This window comes from Streptomyces sp. NBC_00885 (assembly GCF_045207475.1).
Lineage (GTDB): Bacteria > Actinomycetota > Actinomycetes > Streptomycetales > Streptomycetaceae > Streptomyces.
Genome location: NZ_CP108796.1, coordinates 2,134,385 through 2,155,708, shown reverse-complemented (window position 1 = coordinate 2,155,708; position 21,324 = coordinate 2,134,385). Strand labels below are relative to the sequence as shown.

Sequence of the window (21,324 nt, the reverse complement as noted above, 5' to 3'; positions counted from 1 at the left end):
GTAGGGCATGCTGCTCACTTCTCGGCGCCTGCGTGCCGCCCTGCTGGCCGCCGCCTCGGCCACCCTCGTCGCCGCGGCCCTGCCGCCGCCCGCACCGCTCGGCATCGGTGATGCGCTCTTCCCGCAGCTGGGCAATCCCGGTTACGACGTCCTCACGTACGACATCGCCCTCGTCTACGGCGGCAGCAACACCAAGCCGCTGGACGCCGTCACCAGGATCGGCGCCCGGGCGACGGAGCGACTGGACCGGATCAATCTCGACTTCACACACGGGACGGTCCGTACGGTCGAGGTGAACGGCCACCCGGCCACCTTCAGGAGCGCCGGAGAGGACCTGGTGGTCGAGCCGGACGCAGCCGTCGCAGCGGGCTCCCGGATGACCATCACGGTGACCCACACCAGCGACCCGAGCGGCTCGCCGACCGCCGGGGGCTGGGTGCGCACGGGCGACGGGCTGGCGATGGCGAACCAGGCCGACGCCGCACACCGGGTCTTCCCCTCCAACGACCACCCTGCCGACAAGGCGTACTTCACCTTCCGCGTCACCGCGCCGAACGATTACACGGTGGTCGCCAACGGTGTACGGACGGCGAAGGTGCAGAGGGGCTCCGCCACCACGTGGGCGTACCGGACCCGGCATCCCATGGCCACCGAGCTGGCCCAGGTCTCGATCGGCCGCTCCGCCCTCGTGAAGCGCCTGGGGCCGGGCGGGCTGCCCGTACGCGATGTGGTGCCCGCCGCGGACCGCGACCAGCTGGAGCCCTGGCTGAGGAAGACACCGGCGCATCTGGAGTGGATGGAGCAGAAGGTCGGCCGCTACCCCTTCGAGACGTACGGAGTGCTGATCGCCGACGCCAACACGGGGTTCGAGCTGGAGACGCAGACCCTCTCGCTCTTCGAGCGCTCGCTCTTCACCACCACGGCCCTCCCCGAGTGGTACGTCGACTCGGTCATGGTGCACGAGCTGGCCCACCAGTGGTTCGGCAACAGCGTCTCGCCCCGCAGCTGGTCCGATCTGTGGCTCAACGAAGGGCATGCCACCTGGTACGAGGCCCTGTACGCCGAGGAGAAGGCGCAGCGGCCGATGGCGACGCGGATGAGAGCGGCCTACGAGCGGTCCGACCAGTGGCGGACGGACGGCGGCCCGCCCGCGGCACCGAAGCGTCCGGTGCCGGGCGAGAAGATCAGCCTCTTCCGGCCTGTGGTGTACGACGGCAGCGCACTGGTCCTCTACGCCCTGCGGCAGACGATCGGGACGGATGCCTTCAGGCAGCTGGAGCGGGACTGGGTGCGGAAGTACCGGGATGCTGCGGCCACGACCGCGGACTTTGCGTCGCTGGCCTCGCGGATCGCGGGGCGTGATCTGTCGGCGTTCTTCGACGCGTGGCTGTACGCGAAGCGGACGCCGCCGATGCCCGGGCACCCGGACTGGCGCAGCACGGCTCCCACACCCCCCGTGGCAGGCTGAAACCCGGGTGACGGCCGGGCGGGGGCGTGCGACCATCAACAGGTCGGCGACGCGGGCAGGGCCGGAGCCCCTCGGGAATCATCCGGATCCGTTACGCGTTGTGACTGGTGTACCGGACTTCGCTTCGGCACTGATCTTGCTTTTTCCCATCGACGTAAAGGATCCAATGACCTCCTCTTCATCCCCTTCCCAGGACGAGCAGAGCTTCGCGGAGACGCGCACCGAGAGCCTTCGGGCCGATGCCCTGATGGAAGAGGACGTCGCCTGGAGCCACGAGATCGACGGAGAGCGGGACGGCGATCAGTTCGACCGCACCGAGCGCGCCGCGCTGCGGCGTGTGGCGGGCCTCTCCACCGAGCTCGAGGACGTCACCGAGGTCGAGTACCGGCAGCTGCGCCTGGAGCGTGTGGTGCTGGTCGGCGTATGGACCTCGGGGACGGTGCAGGACTCGGAGAATTCCCTCGCGGAGCTGGCAGCCCTCGCCGAGACGGCGGGCGCTCTGGTGCTCGACGGTGTCATCCAGCGCCGTGACAAGCCGGACCCGGCGACCTTCATCGGCTCGGGCAAGGCGCGGGAGCTGCGCGACATCGTGCTCGAAACCGGCGCCGACACCGTCGTGTGCGACGGTGAGCTCGGCCCCGGTCAGCTCATCGCACTCGAAGACGTCGTCAAGGTGAAGGTGGTCGACCGGACCGCCCTGATCCTCGACATCTTCGCGCAGCACGCCAAGTCCCGAGAGGGCAAGGCGCAGGTCGCGCTCGCGCAGATGCAGTACATGCTGCCCAGGCTCCGCGGCTGGGGTCAGTCGCTGTCCCGGCAGATGGGTGGCGGCGGCGGTGGCGGCATGGCCACCCGTGGCCCCGGTGAGACCAAGATCGAGACGGACCGGCGCCGGATCCGCGAGAAGATGGCGAAGATGCGCCGGGAGATCGCGGAAATGAAGACGGGCCGCGAGATCAAGCGCCAGGAACGCCGGCGCAACAAGGTCCCTTCGGTCGCGATCGCCGGTTACACCAACGCGGGGAAGTCCTCGCTGCTCAACCGCCTCACGGGCGCGGGCGTCCTGGTGGAGAACGCGCTGTTCGCCACCCTGGACCCGACCGTCCGCCGGGCCGAGACACCGAGCGGCCGGATCTACACCCTGGCCGACACCGTCGGGTTCGTACGGCATCTGCCGCACCACCTCGTCGAGGCGTTCCGCTCCACCATGGAGGAGGTCGGCGAATCCGATCTGATCCTGCATGTGGTCGACGGAGCGCACCCGGCGCCGGAGGAGCAGCTGGCCGCCGTGCGCGAGGTGATCCGCGACGTGGGCGCTCTGGACGTGCCCGAGATCGTGGTGATCAACAAGGCGGACGCGGCCGATCCGCTCGTCCTGCAGCGGCTGATGCGCATCGAGCGGCACGCGATCGCCGTGTCGGCGCGTACCGGCAAGGGCATCGACGAGCTGCTCGCGCTGATCGATGTCGAACTGCCGCGGCCCGAGGTCGAGATCGAGGTTCTCGTGCCGTACACCCAGGGCGGGCTGGTCTCGCGGGTGCATGCCGAGGGCGAGGTTCTCTCCGAGGAGCACACCACGGAGGGCACGCTGCTCCAGGCTCAGGTGCATGAGGAGCTGGCCGCCGCGCTGGCGCCCTATGTCCCGGTTGTTCGCTGACCTCGTCCTGGCGCCAGTAGTCGCAACGCATGAGGCCCGCACCCCACTCGGGGTGCGGGCCTCACGCCATCGGGCCGACTACTTGTCGCCGTACTTCTCGCTCATCACGGTGAAGAGCTGCTCGGCGCCCTTGCCCAGCTGGGGGCCGGCCAGCCAGCCGCTGGTGACCGGGCCGATCGAGGTGTTGGAGACCAGGACGGTGTTCTTGCCCTGGACCCGGAACCAGCCGCCGCCGGACGAACCGCCGGTCATGGTGCAGCCGATGCGGTACATCGCGGGCGTTCCCGGGACCACCGTCAGACGGCCGGGACGGTCGATGCACTTGTGCATGATCAGGCCGTTGAAGGGCGGAGCGGCCGGGTAGCCCCAGGCGCCCATCGCGCTGACGGTCGAGGCCGCCGGAGCGGAGAAGTCGACCGTCAGGGCGTTGCCGACCGTCTCCTCCAGGGACTTGGTGCCGTTCTCGGGCTTCACGTGCAGCACGGCGTAGTCGTACGGGGCACCGTCGGCGCCCGTCGGGCCGCCCGCGCTGATCCACTCGTTGGACGTCGAGGCCCAGTCCGCCCAGTAGGAGCCGTACGGGGCGATCTCCTGCGGCTGCGCGTTCGCCAGCTGGGCCGCCGACTTGCCCTTGTCGTTGTACGCGGGCACGAAGACGATGTTGCGGTACCAGCCGCCCGCCTGACCGGCGTGCACGCAGTGGCCCGCGGTCCACACGAGGTTGGACTTGCCGGGGTTGCGCGGATCCTTCACGACGGTGCCGGAGCAGACCATCGAACCCTCGGGGGAGTCGAAGAAGACCTTGCCGACCGGAGCCGCGTAGTCGTGGTACGGGAGCTTCTCCGGCTGCGCCTTGACCGGCGCGGGCTCCGGGTCGGTGCCGGAGTCGACCGGGGCGTCCTTCGTGGCGAGCGTCTTCGAGGGGTCCTTGGCCTCCTTCATCCGCTCGGTCTTCCACAGGCCGTCGATCACCGGGTTGGCGAAGTCCTGCGCCTCACGCAGCCACTTGTCCTTGTCCCAGTTCTTCCACTCGCCGTTCTTCCACTTGTCCAGGTCGATGCCGTGCTCTTTGAGCTTGTCGGCCAGGCCGGGAAGGTCGGCGCCCTTGTCGGCGGCGGTGCTGGAAGCGGCGGGCTTGCCGGCGCCCTTGTCCTCGCCCGGGCCACAGGCGGTGGCCGTCAGCGCGAGCGCCGCGGCGATGCCGGTGGCAGCCAGCAATGGACGTATGGATCGCATGGAAACGATTCCCCCTGATGCGCAATGCCTGATGTGCAATTGGATTTATGCCATGAACGTGTCACGTGAAAGGGCGGCCGTCCGGGGCCGCCCCTTGCTGCGGCACCACTCTAGGCGGGTGCCTCGCCGCGCCGTTGAGACGGGGTCCCACCTGCACGGAGTCTCCACGAGGAGACAGACAGGGGCCTGCGACCACCCGGCCGCGGGCCCCTGTCCTTCCGTCAGTGCGTATGCCCTACGGGGCAACTCGCCTACTGGCTCGCGTACTTCTTGCTGACCGCGTCGTAGACTCCCTTGGCCTCGTCGCCCAGGCGCGGACCCGCCAGCCAGCCGGCCGTGACCGGGCCGATCGAGGTGTTGGAGACCAGGGCACGCTTGCCGTCCGACCCCTTGGCCACCCAGCCGCCGCCGGACGAACCGCCGGTCATGGTGCAGCCGATGCGGTACATCGTCGGGTCATTGGCCGTGATGGAGAGCCGGCCCGGCTTGTCGGCGCACTGGAACAGCTTCTGGCCGTCGAACGGCGGTGCCGCCGGGTAACCCGTGGCGGTCATGTTGGCGATCTTCGGCACGGCCGGTGCATTGAAGTCCACCGGAAGGGCCGAACCGACCGTCTCCTCGAGGGACTTGCCGGTGCCGCCCTTCTCCGGGACGACATGGATCACGGCGAAGTCGAACGGAGCGCCCTGCCCGCCGGTCGCCGCTCCCTGGGAGATCCACTGCTCGGAGGTCTGCGCCCAGTCGCCCCACCAGGTGCCGTACGGGGCGACCTCCTCCTTGGGCGCCTTCCTCAGCTCGGAGATGGGCTTGGCGCTGTCGTTGTACGAGGGCACGAACATGATGTTGCGGTACCAGCCGCCCTTCTTGCCCGCGTGCACGCAGTGGCCCGCCGTCCAGACCATGTTGGACTTGCCGGGGTGGGCGGGGTCCTTCACCACCGTGGCGGAGCAGACCATCGAACCCTCGGGCCCGTCGAAGAAGACCTTCCCGGCCTCCGCGGCGTTGGAGTGGTACGGAGCCTTCACAGCCTGCGCGTTGACCGGCGCCGGCGTCGGGTCGGTGACACCCTCGTCGCCCGAGATGTCGTTGTCGACGGGCTTCTCCGGCGGCTTCTCGGCGTCACGCATCCGGTCCGTGTCCCACAGACCCTCGATGATCGGGTTGACGAAGTCCTTGGCCTCACGCAGCCACTTGTCCTTGTCCCAGTTCTTCCACTCGCCGTTCTTCCACTGGTCCAGGTCGATCCCGTGCTCCTTGAGCCGGTCCTTGAGATCGTCCGGGATGGTGATCTTGCCGTCGGCGGACTGGCTGGCGGGTGCGCTCGGCTTGTCGCCCGCGTTGTCCTCGCTCGGACCGCAGGCGGTGGCAGCCAGCGCGAGGACGGCGGCGATGGAAGCCGCTGCCAGCGTCGGGCGAATGGGTCGCATGTCGTGATCCCCCTGGGACTTCAGTACTGCTGAACTGACTTGACCAACTGACGTGCCCCCGGCGTCGGGTGCCCGGGCCGGAGCGCGGCTCCCACTATGCCGGTGCCGATGGGGACGGCGCGCACCAGGTCCGCGGTTCCGTCCCCGCAAGATCTTCCGATTGCCCCGTGATCCCCGGCTTGCGGCGTCGTTGGTACGTACGGGGTACGCAAGGTCAGCGTTCAGCCCGCCCGGGCGGCGTGCGAGCGCTGTACCGATGTGGAACGCAACTGTTACAGCGGGAGGACCAACAGCCGTGGCCGTGACCGAACCTGCTCCGGTGGCACCACCCGCCGCACACGAGGGGATCCTGCGACGGCAGTCGCTGCGCGAGTCCGCGGCCCGTACGTACGCGCGCTCGCTGCCCATCGTTCCCGTACGTGCGCGCGGGCTGACGATCGAGGGAGCGGACGGGCGGCGCTATCTCGACTGCCTCTCGGGTGCGGGGACCCTGGCACTCGGACACAACCATCCCGTGGTCCTCGAAGCGATCAGGAAGGTCATCGACTCGGGGGCGCCGCTCCATGTCCTGGATCTCGCCACACCGGTCAAGGACACCTTCACCACCGAGCTGTTCGCCACGCTGCCACGGCAGTTGGCAGACGACGCCCGCATCCAGTTCTGCGGGCCCGCAGGCACGGATGCGGTCGAGGCGGCCCTCAAACTCGTCCGCACCGCGACCGGCCGCAACGGCCTCCTCTCCTTCACGGGCGCCTACCACGGCATGACGGCCGGAGCGCTCGACGCCTCGGGCGGCGCCACCGACGTACGGGTGACCCGGCTGCCCTTCCCGCACAACTACCGCTGCCCCTTCGGGATCGGCGGCGAGCGCGGCGCCGAACTCGGCGCCCGCTGGACCGAGAGCCTTCTCGACGACCCCAAGGGCGGGGTGCCCCGGCCCGCGGGCATGATCCTGGAACCGGTGCAGGGGGAGGGCGGGGTCATCCCCGCCCCCGACAACTGGATGCGCAGGATGCGGCAGATCACCGCCGCCCGGTCCATCCCCCTGATCGCCGACGAGGTGCAGACAGGGGTCGGTCGAACCGGCACCTTCTGGGCGGTCGAGCACAGCGGTGTCGTGCCCGATGTCATGGTCCTCTCCAAGGCGATCGGCGGCTCCCTTCCGCTCGCTGTGATCGTCTACCGGTCCGAACTCGACACCTGGCAGCCCGGCGCCCACGCCGGCACCTTCCGCGGCAACCAGCTCGCGATGGCGGCGGGCGCGGCCACCCTCGCCTTCGTACGCGAGAACCGGCTCGCCGACCGCGCGGCGAGGCTCGGCGCGCGCATGCTGGGCAGCCTGCAGGGCCTGGCCGCCGCCCACTCGTGCATCGGAGACGTACGCGGCCGGGGCCTCATGATCGGCGTCGAACTCGTCGACCCCGATGCGGCTGCCCCGGACGCCCTGGTCCCGCCGCCCGCCCCCGCCCTTGCCTCCGCGGTTCAGCAGGAGTGCCTCAGCCGCGGGCTCATCGTCGAACTCGGAGGACGCCACAGCGGCGTCGTACGACTGCTGCCGCCTCTCACCCTCACCGACGAACAAGCCGTGGCTGTCCTGGACCGTTTCGCCGACGCCTTGGCTGCCGCCGAGCGCTCGATGCACCGCCGCACCGACAGCGGGCAGTCCCGCTGACCCGGACACATCACAAGGAAGACCCCCGTGAACATCACTCCCGCACCCGAAGTGCCCGAGGCCGACGGCCGCCCCACCGCTGAGAACCGTGGGCAGAGCGGATGCTGCCGCGCCGTCACGGCCGAGCAGGCGACGGTGCCGCGCCAGCAGAGCGGGGGTTACGCCGATCAGAAATCCGCCGCCCCCACGCTCGGCATGCCCGCGCCGGCGAGAGCCGTCGAGCACCTCGACCACCCGGATCCCTGCCGCGCCGCCGACGCGGCGGGCATCGAGAATCTGCTCCGTTGCTGGGTGCGGGAGAACAACCTCGGCAAGCCCGACGGACACACCCTGCGCATCCCGCTGCACGCCAGCGGCAGTGCACTGCTCGTCCCCGTCCAGTACTGGTCGGCCTGCGGCTGGCACCGCTTCGGTCCGCCCGCACTGGAGGGAGCTCTGCGCGACGCGCCCGCCGCCGACGCCGTCACCGTCGCGGCCCTCCTCGGCAGGGAGGCGGGCCAGAGCGAAGGAGCCGACCTGGTCGGCCGGGTCGCCGACTCCGTACGACGCACCGCCGACTTCATCACCGACCGCCGCGCCCACCCCGAACCCGCCCCCGGGGCCGACCTCTTCCTCACCGCCGAACAGTCGCTCCTGCTCGGCCACCCCCTGCACCCCGCACCCAAGAGCCGTGAAGGCCTCTCCGACGCCGAAGCGGAGCTCTACTCACCGGAGCTGCGCGGCTCGTTCCCCCTGCACTGGATGGCCGTCGACCGGTCGGTCCTGGCCACCGAGTCGGCCTGGACCGAACAGGGCCGCACCCTGCCGGCCGAGCAGCTCACCGCCCGCCTCTGCGGAGACCTCCAACTCCCCGACCACACCGTTGCCTTGCCGCTCCACCCCTGGCAGGCACACGAACTCAAGCACCGCCCCGCCGTCACCGCTCTCCTCGACGCCGGTGTCCTTCACGACCTCGGGCCCTGCGGAGACCCCTGGCACCCCACCTCCTCGGTCCGCACCGTGCACCGTCCCGGCGCCCCCGCCATGCTCAAGCTCTCCCTCGGCGTACGCATCACCAACTCCCGCCGTGAGAACCTCCGCAAGGAACTCCACCGCGGCGTTGAGGTCCACCGGCTCCTGCGCACCGGCCTCGCCGAGCAATGGCAGTCCGCACACCCCGGCTTCGACATCGTGCGGGACCCCGCCTGGCTCGCCGTCGACACCACCGACGGCGAACCCCTGCCGGGACTCGACGTCATGCTGCGCCACAACCCCTTCGGCCCGGACGACGACGCCGTCTGCATCGCGGGACTGACCGCGCCGCGCCCCTGGCCGGGCCGCCCCGGCATGCACTCACGCCTCGCCGACATCGTGGCCCGGCTCTCCGCGCGCACCGGCCGGCCCGCCGGAGCGGTCGCGGCCGAGTGGTTCCTGCGCTACCTCGACCGCGTCGTACGCCCGGTGCTCTGGCTGGACGCCACGGCGGGCATCGCGCTCGAAGCCCACCAGCAGAACACCCTGGTGATCCTCGACCCCGACGGCTGGCCCGTCGGAGGCCGCTACCGCGACAACCAGGGCTACTACTTCCGCGAGTCACACCGCGCCGCACTGGAAAGCCGCCTCCCCGGCATCGGCTCGGCCAGCGACACCTTCGTCTCCGACGAAGTCACCGACGAGCGGTTCGCCTACTACCTCGGCATCAACAACGTCTTCGGCCTGATCGGAGCCTTCGGCGCGCAGCGTCTCGCAGACGAGCGCGTACTCATCGCCGCGTTCCGGCAGTTCCTCACGGCGACCGCGGGCCTCGGCTCGCCCCTGCCCGCGCAGCTCCTCGAAGCCCCCACGCTCCGCTCCAAGGCCAATCTGCTCACCCGGCTGCGCGGCCTCGACGAGCTCGTCGGCCCCGTCGACACCCAGTCCGTCTACGTCACGATCACCAACCCGCTTCGTTCCTGAGCGACACGACCGACCTGCGAGAGGAGAGCGCCGCTGTGCCCCCCACCGATGCGAGCACCGACACCGGAGCCGGTCCGGCACCTCAGCTCGGCCCTGGCGCCGAGGACACCTTGGAACTGCGCCTCCCCGAGGAACTCCTCGCGCTCTTCAGGGAGAACGAGCCCCCGGCCGACGCCGGCGAGGCGGAAGCCACGGCAACCGGTGATCTGCTCGGCACCCCCGCCGACTGGGGCCCTGCCGCCACCTCCGCCGGCTCCCTGGAACTCGTCCCCGTACGCATCGAACGCGACGTGGTGCTCATCAGCCGCTGGATGAACGACCCCGCCGTGGCCGCCTTCTGGGACCTGGCGGGACCCGACTCCGTCACCGCCGCCCATCTGCGCACCCAACTCGACGGCGACGGCCGCAGCGTCCCCTGCCTGGGCGTCCTCGACAACATCCCCATGAGCTACTTCGAGATCTACCGCGCCGACCTCGACCCGCTCGCGCGGCACTACCCCGCCCGGCCCCATGACACCGGCATCCACATCCTCATCGGCGGCGTCGCCGACCGCGGCCGCGGTGTCGGCTCGACCCTCCTCAGAGCGGTGGCCGACCTCGTCCTCGACCATCGCCCCCGCTGCGCACGCGTCATCGCGGAACCCGATCTGCGCAACACCCCCTCCGTGTCCGCCTTTTTGAGTGCCGGCTTCCGCTTCTCCGCCGAAGTCGACCTCCCCGACAAGCGTGCTGCCCTCATGGTCCGCGATCGCGCGCTTCGCAACCTGCTGTGAACGCGCCGCGCAGGCCCTCCGACGACGACCCGCTGCCCGATCTGCACCGCTCGACCTTCACACCGCTCGACCCGCATCGGTTCCACTCGAGGAGTCCTCGTGCCGAAGTCCCCTGCCACCCACGACTCCCATCAGCCGCCCGCCGTCCCGTTCACCCCGCCCGGTCTGACCTCGGGGACCTGGAACCGGGCGGCCGGGCGCCTCCTCGCCAAAATGCTCGGGGAGTTCGCCTACGAAGAGATCATCGAGCCGGCCCCCGACCACGCGGCCCCCGCCTCCGCGTCCCCCGCCCGCTACACACTCGCGCTGGACGACGGCGGCAGCCTGTCCTTCAGGGCCCGGCGTGGAGCGTACGGAAGCTGGAGAGTCGACCCGGACTCCATCGAGCACGAGGGCCGGCCCTTCACCGACCCGCTCGCGTTCCTCGTCCGGGCCCGCGACCGGCTCGCCGTCGACGGCGCCACGCTCGGCCATCTCCTGCGCGAGCTGTCCACGACCCTCGTCTGCGACACCGGACTCGGCCACGACGCACTCACTGCGGCGGAGCTCGCCGACCTCGGCTACGCCGAACTCGAGGGCCACCAGACCGGCCACCCCTGGATCGTCGCCAACAAGGGCCGGATCGGTTTCTCCGCCACGGACAGTGCCCGCTGGTCGCCCGAGTCCCGCCGGCCCGCCCAGCTCCCCTGGATCGCGGTCAGCTCCGCTCTCGCCGACTACCGGGGCGTCTCCCGGCTGTCCCGCCCCGAGGACCTGTACGCCCGTGAGCTGGACGCGTCCGTCCGTACCTCCTTCGCCGCCGTGCTGCGCGCCAGGGGCCTCGACCCGGACGCGTATCTCTATCTGCCCGTACATCCCTGGCAGTGGGACGAGGTACTCCTGCCTCTCTTCGCCCCCGCGATCGCACAGGGAGCCATCGTTCCGCTCCCCACGGACGGTGATCGGCGGCTGCCGCAGCAGTCCATCCGCACCTTCGTGAACCTGGACCGCACCGACCGGCACACCGTGAAGCTGCCGCTGTCCATCCTGAACACCCTGGTCTGGCGCGGCCTGCCCACCGAGCGGACCCTGGCCGCTCCCGCCGTGACCTCCTGGGTGTGCGGGCTGCGCGACGCGGACCCCTTCCTGCGTGACGAGTGCGGTGTGATCCTGCTCGGCGAAGTCGCATCGGTCACCGTCGAGCACCCCTTGTACGACCACCTCCCCGAGGTGCCGTACCAGTACAGGGAACTCCTCGGCGCGATCTGGCGCGAGCCCCTGCAGCCGCGTCTCGCCCCCGGCGAGCGGGCGCGCACTCTCGCGTCGCTGCTGCACGTCGACCGTGAGGGCAGGTCCTTCACCGCAGAGCTCGTCTCCCGCTCCGGACTCGCTCCCGCCGTCTGGCTCCAGCGGCTCTTCTCCGCGCTGCTCCCGCCCCTGCTGCACTTCCTCTACCGCTACGGCACCGTCTTCTCCCCGCACGGCGAGAACGCCATCGTCGTCCACGACGACCACGATGTACCCGTCCGTCTGGCGATCAAGGACTTCGTCGACGACGTCAACATCAGCGCCCAGCCGCTCCCCGAGCACGACTCCATGCCCGACGACGTACGCAAGACGCTTCTCACCGAGGAGCCCGCCTTCCTGACGCAGTTCATCCACTCAGGGCTCTTCGTCGGCGTCTTCCGCTTCCTCGCACCCCTCTGTGAGGAGCAACTGGGTGTGCCGGAGGCGCAGTTCTTCTCGCTCGTGCGGGCGGAGATCCTGCGCCATCAGGCCCGCTTCCCGCAGCTCAAGGAACGCTTCGAGACGTTCGACCTGCTCACGCCGGACATCGACCGCCTCTGTCTCAACCGCAACCGGCTGCACCTGGACGGCTACCGCGACCGCCCCGACCGTCCCCATGCCGCGGTCCACGGCACGGTCCCCAATCCGCTGAGTCCGGCGCGATGACCCGATCTTGGACCGGGCTGTCAGTGGCGCGCCGTAGGGTGGACTGGCTATGACGAAGCCATCCCTCCCCGAGCTCCTCCATGCCGCCGTCACCGCCGTGGGCGGCGTGGAACGGCCAGGCCAGGTCACCATGGCCGAGGCCGTCGCCGAAGCGGTCGACAACAATTCCCATCTGCTTGTCCAGGCCGGCACCGGTACCGGAAAGTCGCTCGGCTATCTGGTCCCCGCCCTGGCTCACGGCGAGAGGGTCGTGGTGGCCACGGCCACCCTCGCCCTGCAGCGGCAGCTCGTGGAGCGTGATCTTCCGCGGACAGTCGAGGCGCTGCACCCGCTGCTGCGCCGGCGGCCGGAGTTCGCCATGCTCAAGGGGCGTTCCAACTATCTGTGTCTGCACCGCCTCCACGAGGGCGTGCCGCAGGAAGAGGAGGACGGCCTCTTCGATCAGTTCGAGGCCGCCGCACCCACCAGCAAGCTCGGGCAGGATCTGCTCCGGATGCGCGACTGGGCCGACGAGACCGAGACCGGGGACCGCGACGATCTCACGCCCGGCGTCTCCGACCGGGCCTGGTCGCAGGTCTCCGTCTCGTCCCGGGAGTGCCTGGGGGCGTCGAAGTGCGCCTACGGCGCGGAGTGCTTCGCCGAGGCGGCCCGCGAGCGGGCGAAGCTGGCTGATGTCGTGGTCACGAACCACGCGCTCCTCGCGATCGACGCGATCGAGGGCGCCCCGGTGCTCCCGCAGCACGAGGTGCTGATCGTCGACGAGGCCCATGAGCTGGTCTCCCGGGTCACCGGCGTCGCGACCGGCGAGCTCACTCCCGGCCAGGTCAACCGCGCCGTGCGCCGGGCCGCCAAGCTGGTCAACGAGAAGGCAGCGGATGCTCTGCAGACGGCGTCCGAGACCTTCGAGCGGGTGATGGAGCTCGCCCTCCCCGGCCGGCTCGAAGAGATCCCCGAGGATCTCGGATACGCCCTGATGGCACTGCGCGACGCGGCGCGCACGGTCATCTCGGCCCTCGGTAGCACCCGCGACAAATCCGTCCAGGACGAGGACGCCGTACGCAAGCAGGCGCTCGCCTCCGTCGAGAACATCCATGACGTCGCCGAGCGCATCACGCAGGGTTCCGAGTACGACGTCGTCTGGTTCGAGCGACACGATCGTTTCGGCGCGTCCCTGCGGGTGGCACCGCTGTCTGTCTCCGGTCTGCTGCGCGAGAAGCTCTTCGCTGAGCGCTCGGTGGTGCTGACCTCGGCCACGCTCAAGCTCGGCGGTGATTTCAACGGCGTCGGGGCCTCGCTCGGCCTGGCTCCCGAGGGCACTGCGGAAGCGGCCACGGGCGAAGGTGACGAGCTCACGAGCCCGCAGTGGAAGGGGCTCGACGTCGGCTCGCCCTTCGACTATCCGAAGCAGGGCATCCTCTACGTCGCGCGCCATCTGGCGACGCCCGGCCGGGAGGGTTCCCGCGGCGACATGATGGACGAGCTCGCCGAGCTGGTGGAGGCGGCCGGCGGTCGTACGCTCGGTCTCTTCTCCTCGATGCGGGCTGCCCAGGCGGCGGCCGAGGAGCTGCGCGGCAGGCTCGAGAAGCCGATCCTGCTGCAGGGCGAGGAAACGCTGGGCGAGCTGATCAAGAACTTCGCCGCCGACCCGGAGACCTGTCTGTTCGGCACCCTCTCGCTCTGGCAGGGCGTGGATGTGCCGGGAGCCAGCTGCCAGCTGGTGGTGATGGACCGGATCCCGTTCCCACGCCCCGACGACCCGCTGATGAGCGCCCGGCAGAAGGCCGTGGAGGAGGCGGGCGGCAATGGCTTCATGGCCGTCGCCGCCACGCACGCCGCCCTGTTGATGGCCCAGGGCGCGGGCCGTCTCGTACGCGCGACAGGCGACCGGGGCGTCGTCGCCGTCCTCGACCCGCGGCTGGCCAATGCCCGGTACGGCAGCTATCTGCGCGCCTCGCTGCCCGACTTCTGGTACACGACGGACCGTAACCAGGCGCGCCGATCGCTGGCCGCGATCGACGCCTCGGCCAAGGCGGACGGCAGGTAAGGCCGACGACGGCAGGTCGGAACTACGACGGTGGGCAGGCACAACGGGGCCCCGGGACCGGCGCAGTGGGTCCCGGGGCCGGTCAGAGCCGACGGGCGTGTCACACCCGCCGCAGCACCGCCACCACCTTGCCGAGGATGGTCGCCTCATCACCCGGAATCGGCTGGTACGCCGCGTTGTGCGGGAGGAGCCACACATGGCCGTTCTCCCGCTTGAAGCGCTTGACCGTGGCTTCGCCGTCCAGCATCGCGGCCACAATGTCGCCGTTCTCCGCGACGGGCTGGCGGCGCACGGTCACCCAGTCGCCGTCGCAGATCGCGGCCTCGATCATCGAGTCGCCGACGACCTTCAGCACGAACAACTCGCCGTCACCCACAAGCTGGCGGGGCAGCGGGAAGACGTCCTCGACGGACTCTTCCGCGAGGATCGGGCCACCGGCCGCGATCCGGCCGACGAGCGGCACATACGAGGCGGCGGGCTTGCCGGTCGTGTCCGTCGGCTGTGTGCTGGGCTGGTCGGAGCCGCGCACCTCGTACGCCCTGGGGCGGTGCGGGTCCCGGCGCAGGAAGCCCTTGCGCTCCAGAGCCATGAGCTGGTGTGCCACGGAAGAAGTGCTGGACAGCCCGACCGCCTGGCCGATCTCACGCATCGACGGCGGGTATCCCCGACGCTGTACGGAGTCACGGATCACCTCGATGACGCGCCGCTGCCGATCCGTGAGACCGGAGCTGTCGGCTCGGATCCCTGGAGGTCGGCCGGGCAGCGAACGCGTGGGCTTGGGCCCCTCGGGTGTCGTGGCTGCGTCATTCATGGCATGCACCGGCTCGAATCGGTTCTGGGAGCGGTCCTGGGCAGTGATGGTGGCACTGTCTGCGGTGGTGGTCACGTCGGCCCCTCTCGAATGGTCTCCCTAGCTGGACAACGGTAGTGGGTTTCGAAAGGTTGCGCCAAACACACGTTCGAGTGAAAAATCGCAGATTGCCTGACGTGAGCGTCTGGCTGGGTGTATGTGCGAACGATCGGGCCGTGAGGCAATGCGGCCACGACGGTAACCTTCACCGCCGGTATGCGGTGGAGCCGGGTGTCACCGAGTGATTCCCAGTCTTGCACTCGGGGGCCCGGAATCCACGGAGCCGCGCGATTCCCGTAACCTCATGGCCGGTCCTGCCCGGCGTGCGCGCCATGTTTCCGTGCCCGTCCTGCGCCCCCACGCGTGGGTCCCGCGCCGCTGCGATGGCGCGGTGTCACCACCCGTACGCCTGCTGTGTACAGGCGCAGCCACGCGACACGCGCTGAGACTCGAAAATGCGACCAAACCCCAGATCTAGTGGTTGGATTGTGTCTGTAGCCCAGAAGTTGTGGTCCCTGGTCCTTCAAGACCGCAGCCATCGCCTATGCTTGGGGCTGCTTCGAAGGGCTTCGACCGCCCTGTTGAGGCCATTTCGTCGTGCAGTGAAGGAGGGGGTTGGGAGCCATGCACTGCCCCTTCTGCAGGCACCCCGACAGCCGCGTCGTCGACAGTCGCACCACCGACGACGGAACGTCGATCCGGCGTCGCCGGCAGTGTCCTGACTGCTCCCGCCGCTTCACGACGGTGGAAACCGCCTCGCTGATGGTGATCAAGCGCAGCGGCGTGACCGAGCCCTTCAGCCGTACGAAGGTTATCTCCGGCGTCCGCAAGGCATGCCAGGGGCGGCCGGTCACCGAGGACGCCCTCGCCAAGCTCGGCCAGCGGGTCGAGGAAGCGGTGCGCGCCACCGGCAGTGCTGAGCTGACCACCCACGACGTGGGTCTGGCCATACTCGGCCCCCTGCAGGAACTCGATCTCGTCGCGTACCTGCGCTTCGCTTCCGTGTACCGGGCTTTCGACTCACTCGAAGACTTCGAGGCCGCCATCGCGGAACTCCGCGAACAACGGCCTCCCGCAGAGAAATGCGGGAGCGGCGAGACCCTTGAGGTCCCCGTGCCCGCCACCGCCGCCGACTGAGCAATACCTCGCTGAGCGGATCGGCCCGCCCCAGTGGCCCGCCGATCGCCGGCAGAGCGGCAAAAGACCTGTCACGGGCGCTGTGCGCTGGCGCCCGAGGCATCAGACACAGAACTGTGCCACGGGAAGAACTGGGCACTTCAGGGCGTTTTTGCCCATGTATGGGAGGCGGCATGACAGAGACGACGAGCGGTCCGGCACGAGGGTCCCGGCCCAAGGGATCCAAGGCGAGCAGGGGCCTGCGTATCGAGCGAATCCACACCACTCCCGGCGTGCATCCGTACGACGAGGTGGTCTGGGAGCGCCGTGACGTCGTCATGACCAACTGGCGCGACGGCTCGGTCAATTTCGAGCAGCGTGGCGTCGAGTTCCCCGACTTCTGGTCGGTGAACGCGGTCAACATCGTCACCAGCAAGTACTTCCGCGGGGCCGTCGGCACCCCGCAGCGCGAGACCGGTCTGAAGCAGCTGATCGACCGGATCGTGAAGACGTACCGGAAGGCCGGCGAGGACTACAACTACTTCGCCTCGCCCGCCGACGCCGAGATTTTCGAGCACGAGCTGGCGTACGCCCTCCTGCACCAGATCTTCAGCTTCAACTCGCCGGTGTGGTTCAACGTCGGCACGCCCCAGCCGCAGCAGGTCTCCGCCTGCTTCATCCTGGCCGTCGACGACTCCATGGAGTCGATCCTCGACTGGTACAAGGAAGAGGGCATGATCTTCAAGGGCGGCTCCGGCGCCGGCCTGAACCTCTCCCGGATCCGTTCCTCCAAGGAACTGCTCTCCTCCGGCGGCAACGCCTCGGGTCCCGTCTCCTTCATGCGCGGCGCCGACGCGTCCGCAGGAACGATCAAGTCGGGCGGCGCCACGCGCCGGGCCGCCAAGATGGTCATCCTCGACGTCGACCACCCCGACATCGAGAACTTCATCGAGACCAAGGTCAAGGAAGAGGAGAAGATCCGCGCGCTGCGTGACGCGGGCTTCGACATGGACCTGGGCGGCGACGACATCACGTCCGTCCAGTACCAGAACGCCAACAACTCGGTCCGTGTGAACAACGAGTTCATGAAGGCCGTCGAGTCCGGCGGCAAGTTCGGGCTGCGTGCCCGGATGACCGGCGACGTCATCGAGGAGGTCGACGCCAAGTCGCTCTTCCGCAAGATGGCCGAGGCCGCTTGGGCCTGCGCCGACCCCGGCATCCAGTACGACGACACCATCAACCACTGGCACACCTGCCCCGAGTCCGGCCGGATCAACGGCTCGAACCCGTGCAGCGAGTACATGCACCTGGACAACACCTCGTGCAACCTTGCCTCGCTGAACCTCATGAAGTTCCTGAAGGACGACGGCGAGGGCCACCAGTCCTTCGAGATCGAGCGCTTCGCCAAGGTCGTCGAGCTGGTCATCACCGCGATGGACATCTCCATCTGCTTCGCGGACTTCCCCACGCAGAAGATCGGCGAGAACACCCGCGCCTTCCGCCAGCTGGGCATTGGCTACGCCAACCTCGGCGCCCTGCTCATGGCGACGGGCCACGCGTACGACTCGGACGGCGGGCGCGCGCTCGCCGGCGCCATCACCTCGCTGATGACGGGTACCTCGTACAAGCGCTCCGCCGAACTCGCCGCGGTCGTCGGTCCGTACGACGGCTATGCCCGCAACGCCGCTCCGCACAAGCGCGTCATGAAGCAGCACGCCGACGCCAACGCCGTGGCCGTCCGCATGGACGACCTGGACACGCCGATCTGGGCCGCCGCCACGGAGGCCTGGCAGGACGTGATCCGTCTCGGCGAGAAGAACGGCTTCCGTAACTCCCAGGCGTCCGTCATCGCCCCGACCGGCACCATCGGTCTCGCGATGTCCTGCGACACCACCGGCCTGGAGCCCGACCTCGCGCTGGTCAAGTTCAAGAAGCTGGTCGGCGGCGGCTCGATGCAGATCGTCAACGGCACGGTCCCGCAGGCGCTGCGCCGTCTCGGCTACCAGCCGGAGCAGATCGAGGCGATCGTCGCCCACATCGCCGAGCACGGCAATGTCGTCGACGCCCCCGGCCTGAAGACCGCGCACTACGAGGTCTTCGACTGCGCCATGGGTGAGCGCTCCATTTCCGCGATGGGTCACGTCCGCATGATGGCCGCCATCCAGCCATGGATCTCGGGCGCGCTCTCCAAGACGGTCAACCTCCCGGAGACCGCCACGGTCGAGGACGTCGAAGAGGTCTACTTCGAGGCCTGGAAGATGGGCGTCAAGGCGCTCGCGATCTACCGCGACAACTGCAAGGTCGGTCAGCCTCTCTCCGCCAAGACCAAGGGCAACCAGAGCCCCGAAGCCACCGCGGCGGCGGAGAAGGCCGAGGGGACGATCCGGGCCGCGGTCGAGAAGGTCGTCGAGTACCGACCCGTCCGCAAGCGGCTCCCCAAGGGCCGTCCCGGCATCACCACCTCCTTCACGGTGGGCGGCGCCGAGGGCTACATGACCGCCAACTCCTACCCGGACGACGGTCTCGGCGAGGTCTTCCTGAAGATGTCGAAGCAGGGCTCGACCCTCGCGGGCATGATGGACGCCTTCTCGATCGCCGTGTCGGTGGGTCTGCAGTACGGCGTGCCGCTGGAGACGTACGTCTCGAAGTTCACCAACATGCGCTTCGAGCCGGCCGGTATGACGGACGACCCGGACGTGCGGATGGCGCAGTCGATCGTCGACTACATCTTCCGCCGCCTGGCGCTGGACTTCCTGCCCTTCGAGACGCGCTCCGCGCTCGGCATCCACTCGGCCGAGGAGCGTCAGCGTCACCTGGAGACCGGTTCGTACGAGCCGACCGACGAGGAGATGGACGTCGAGGGTCTGGCCCAGTCCGCCCCGCGCCAGCAGCAGGAGACGCTGAAGCCCCTCGCCGCCCCCAAGCTGGACATCCCGGCTCCGAAGGAGGCGCACACCTCCGCGGAGCTCGTCGAGATGCAGATGGGCATCAGCGCGGACGCGCCGCTGTGCTTCTCCTGCGGGACGAAGATGCAGCGGGCCGGCTCCTGCTACATCTGCGAAGGCTGTGGCTCGACCAGCGGTTGCAGCTGACGGCACCGTTTGAATGAGAGGGAGGGGCGCCCGGCCATGTGCCGGGCGCCCCTCCCTCTCTCTTCTCAGCTGCTGATCAGCTGCCCATCAGCTCGACGAAGGACTGAGGGTCGGCGTCGAATCCGCGGACGGTTTCGTGGAATTGCCACTCGCCCGCATCGCTCCGGACGAACTCGCCCACCACGGCCGCCGTGGATTCCTGGAAGGCGGCGAAGTCGTTCGAGGCCAGCTCGGTGTGTCCTTCGAGGATGCGGACGAGGGTGTTCGCAATGTCCGAGAACACCCGGCGTCCGTCCCGCTGCTGGATGACCACACCCACGACGACGCGGCCGTACGTGGCTGCCAGCCGGTCGAACTCCAGCGTCATGACCTCGTCGGAGCCGAAGCCCTGACCGGTCTTGCTGTCCCTGATCAGGATGATCGTGCCGTCCGGTGACCGGCTGTCGAAGTGGACGACGTACGCCGGTGCGCCGTGTGGGGCCTCCGCCCGGTACGTCGCGGCGACGATGTCGAGATCATGCGCCGGCTCACCCAGGGGACTCGGATCCCACCGGAGGGTCACCTCAGCCTTCCGGACCCCCTTGTTGAGACTGCTCACCAGATTCCCCTTCCCCGTAACTGCCGGGAGTTTCACGTCGGTTGACCATGCTGTCATGGCTTGCTGCCGCAGAAGGGGTGGGTGCGCAGGGAGGCTGGGAGAGCTGCTGACGGTGGACTCCGCCGGACAGTGACCGGGGCCACGTTCCGCGCCGTACGATGGCGCGGTGCTGGTCAAGTGGATTCGCTGCACCGTCGTGGACCGTCGTGGGTTCGAGCGGGGGCAGCGGAAGTGGGCGGGGCTGCTGGGTGAGCCGGGATTCCGGGGACAGGGTGGCGGGTGGAGCAAGGGGCGGCCGCATGTCGCGCATGTCTTTACATTCTGGGAGAGCCGGGCGTTCTACGACTCCTTCATGGCGCGCTCCCATGACCGGCTGGCGTCCGGGCAGACAGGTACGTACACGGACATACAGGCCAAGCTCTTCGACTATCGCTTCGATGTGAAGACCGGGTTCGAGCCGCGGTTCACGGACGCCGATGTCGTACGGGTCGCGCACTGCCGGGTGCGCGAGGACCGGGTCGAGCACTACGCGCTGATGCAGGAGAAGGTGTGGAACCCGGCGATGGCCGGGTCGCCGGGGATGGTGCGCGGCTTGTTCGGGGAGGCGCCGGGGAGCGAGTTCCTGGTGATGTCGATGTGGCAGTCGGCGGCGGAGCACGGGAAGTACCGCAGGGAGCGGGTCGAGCGGCTCCTGCTGCGTGCGCAGACCGAGGCGGATGTCTCGGCGCTCGCCGGTGATGTGGTGCAGCTCGAACCGTCCTGGACGGTTTGAAGCCGGCCGCCCCGCCCTCTTCACCGGCCCGGTACGCCGGTCGGACCCGTCCCGACTGCTCGGCCGAGTCGGGACCGATCTACTGTCGTGACATGGCCCGACCGCAACGCATCGTTCTCGTCCGGCACGGTGAGTCGGAGGGGAACGCCGATGACACCGTGTACGAGCGCGAGCCCGACCATGCGCTGCGGCTGACCCCGACCGGCTGGACGCAGGCAGAGGAGACGGGCGGACGGCTTCGTGAGCTGTTCGGACGCGAGCGTGTCAGCGTCTACGTCTCGCCCTACCGCCGTACCCATGAGACCTTCCGCGCCTTCGCCCTCGACCCGGAGCTGGTACGGGTCAGGGAGGAGCCGCGGCTGCGTGAGCAGGACTGGGGGAACTGGCAGGACCGGGAGGACGTCCGGCTGCAGAAGGCCTATCGCGACGCCTATGGCCACTTCTTCTACCGCTTCGCCCAGGGGGAGTCGGGAGCGGATGTGTACGACCGGGTCGGGGCCTTCCTGGAGAGTCTGTACCGGAGCTTCGAGTCGCCGGATCATCCGCCGAACGTGCTCCTGGTGACGCACGGACTGACCATGCGGCTGTTCTGCATGCGCTGGTTCCACTGGTCGGTCGCCGATTTCGAATCCCTCTCCAACCCGGGCAACGCCGAGACCCGGGTTCTGCAGCTCGGCAAGGACGGCCGCTACACCCTTGACCGGCCGTTCGAGCGGTGGCGCACACCTGAGCCTTACGGCGTCACCGGATAG

Annotated in this window: 15 protein-coding genes; 11 read left to right on the top strand and 4 right to left on the bottom strand. The window is 69.3% G+C overall.

Annotated features, from left to right (window positions below; genetic code table 11):
• Window positions 1–7 precede the first annotated feature (7 nt).
• Both OHA61_RS09380 and hflX read left to right on the top strand, forming a co-directional pair.
• On the top strand, window positions 8–1,468 hold the full coding sequence (locus OHA61_RS09380) for a M1 family metallopeptidase (RefSeq protein WP_406302666.1): 1,461 nt from the start codon (window positions 8–10) through the stop codon (window positions 1,466–1,468).
• A gap of 166 nt (window positions 1,469–1,634) precedes the next feature.
• Window positions 1,635–3,125, top strand: a complete 1,491-nt coding sequence (hflX, locus tag OHA61_RS09375) for a GTPase HflX (protein WP_406302664.1) — start codon at window positions 1,635–1,637, stop codon at window positions 3,123–3,125.
• A gap of 78 nt (window positions 3,126–3,203) precedes the next feature.
• On the opposite strand, the gene OHA61_RS09370 is transcribed toward hflX, so the two are convergent.
• Together OHA61_RS09370 and OHA61_RS09365 are read right to left on the bottom strand one after the other, a co-directional pair.
• On the bottom strand, window positions 3,204–4,361 hold the full coding sequence (locus OHA61_RS09370) for a trypsin-like serine peptidase (RefSeq protein WP_406302663.1): 1,158 nt from the start codon (window positions 4,359–4,361) through the stop codon (window positions 3,204–3,206).
• Between the two features lie 251 nt (window positions 4,362–4,612).
• The gene (locus OHA61_RS09365) at window positions 4,613–5,788 is read right to left on the bottom strand and encodes a trypsin-like serine peptidase (RefSeq protein ID WP_406302662.1); all 1,176 of its coding nucleotides are present in this window, start codon (window positions 5,786–5,788) and stop codon (window positions 4,613–4,615) included.
• A 295-nt stretch (window positions 5,789–6,083) separates the two neighbouring features.
• Between OHA61_RS09365 and OHA61_RS09360 the strand changes: the two genes are divergently transcribed.
• From OHA61_RS09360 to OHA61_RS09340, 5 genes are all read left to right on the top strand, one after another.
• Window positions 6,084–7,460, top strand: a complete 1,377-nt coding sequence (locus OHA61_RS09360) for a diaminobutyrate--2-oxoglutarate transaminase family protein (protein ID WP_406302661.1) — start codon at window positions 6,084–6,086, stop codon at window positions 7,458–7,460.
• A gap of 27 nt (window positions 7,461–7,487) precedes the next feature.
• Window positions 7,488–9,395: an IucA/IucC family protein gene (locus tag OHA61_RS09355; protein ID WP_406302660.1), complete on the top strand. Its 1,908-nt coding sequence runs from the start codon at window positions 7,488–7,490 to the stop codon at window positions 9,393–9,395.
• A gap of 35 nt (window positions 9,396–9,430) precedes the next feature.
• Entirely contained in the window at window positions 9,431–10,168 is a 738-nt protein-coding gene (locus OHA61_RS09350; RefSeq protein WP_406302659.1) for a GNAT family N-acetyltransferase, read from the top strand.
• Between the two features lie 99 nt (window positions 10,169–10,267).
• On the top strand, window positions 10,268–12,100 hold the full coding sequence (locus OHA61_RS09345; protein WP_406302658.1) for an IucA/IucC family protein: 1,833 nt from the start codon (window positions 10,268–10,270) through the stop codon (window positions 12,098–12,100).
• A gap of 49 nt (window positions 12,101–12,149) precedes the next feature.
• Complete coding sequence (locus tag OHA61_RS09340) at window positions 12,150–14,144, top strand: ATP-dependent DNA helicase (RefSeq protein ID WP_406302657.1); 1,995 nt, start codon at window positions 12,150–12,152, stop codon at window positions 14,142–14,144.
• Window positions 14,145–14,244: 100 nt separating this feature from the next.
• Here the strand turns inward: OHA61_RS09340 and lexA are convergent, their stop codons facing one another.
• Window positions 14,245–15,030: a transcriptional repressor LexA gene (gene lexA, locus OHA61_RS09335; RefSeq protein WP_142213283.1), complete on the bottom strand. Its 786-nt coding sequence runs from the start codon at window positions 15,028–15,030 to the stop codon at window positions 14,245–14,247.
• A 588-nt stretch (window positions 15,031–15,618) separates the two neighbouring features.
• Between lexA and nrdR the strand changes: the two genes are divergently transcribed.
• Window positions 15,619–16,131, top strand: coding sequence for a transcriptional regulator NrdR (nrdR, locus tag OHA61_RS09330; protein WP_266489153.1), 513 nt, complete (start codon window positions 15,619–15,621; stop codon window positions 16,129–16,131).
• 173 nt (window positions 16,132–16,304) lie between these two features.
• On the top strand, window positions 16,305–19,202 hold the full coding sequence (locus tag OHA61_RS09325; protein ID WP_406302656.1) for a vitamin B12-dependent ribonucleotide reductase: 2,898 nt from the start codon (window positions 16,305–16,307) through the stop codon (window positions 19,200–19,202).
• A gap of 76 nt (window positions 19,203–19,278) precedes the next feature.
• On the opposite strand, the gene OHA61_RS09320 is transcribed toward OHA61_RS09325, so the two are convergent.
• Window positions 19,279–19,800, bottom strand: coding sequence for a TerD family protein (locus tag OHA61_RS09320; RefSeq protein WP_406302655.1), 522 nt, complete (start codon window positions 19,798–19,800; stop codon window positions 19,279–19,281).
• A 166-nt stretch (window positions 19,801–19,966) separates the two neighbouring features.
• On the opposite strand from OHA61_RS09320, the gene OHA61_RS09315 reads away from it, so the two are divergent.
• Complete coding sequence (locus tag OHA61_RS09315) at window positions 19,967–20,572, top strand: YdbC family protein (protein ID WP_324977960.1); 606 nt, start codon at window positions 19,967–19,969, stop codon at window positions 20,570–20,572.
• Window positions 20,573–20,664: 92 nt separating this feature from the next.
• Entirely contained in the window at window positions 20,665–21,324 is a 660-nt protein-coding gene (locus OHA61_RS09310) for a histidine phosphatase family protein (protein ID WP_324977962.1), read from the top strand.

Excerpts from the sequence above, each read along its gene's own strand:
- OHA61_RS09380 (WP_406302666.1), top strand. The coding sequence starts at position 8 with ATGCTGCTCACTTCTCGGCGCCTGCGTGCCGCCCTGCTGGCCGCCGCC.
- hflX (WP_406302664.1), top strand. The coding sequence starts at position 1,635 with ATGACCTCCTCTTCATCCCCTTCCCAGGACGAGCAGAGCTTCGCGGAG.
- nrdR (WP_266489153.1), top strand. The coding sequence starts at position 15,619 with ATGCACTGCCCCTTCTGCAGGCACCCCGACAGCCGCGTCGTCGACAGT.
- OHA61_RS09325 (WP_406302656.1), top strand. The coding sequence starts at position 16,305 with ATGACAGAGACGACGAGCGGTCCGGCACGAGGGTCCCGGCCCAAGGGA.
- OHA61_RS09310 (WP_324977962.1), top strand. The coding sequence starts at position 20,665 with ATGGCCCGACCGCAACGCATCGTTCTCGTCCGGCACGGTGAGTCGGAG.
- OHA61_RS09340 (WP_406302657.1), top strand. The coding sequence starts at position 12,150 with ATGACGAAGCCATCCCTCCCCGAGCTCCTCCATGCCGCCGTCACCGCC.
- OHA61_RS09370 (WP_406302663.1), bottom strand. The coding sequence starts at position 4,361 with ATGCGATCCATACGTCCATTGCTGGCTGCCACCGGCATCGCCGCGGCG.
- OHA61_RS09365 (WP_406302662.1), bottom strand. The coding sequence starts at position 5,788 with ATGCGACCCATTCGCCCGACGCTGGCAGCGGCTTCCATCGCCGCCGTC.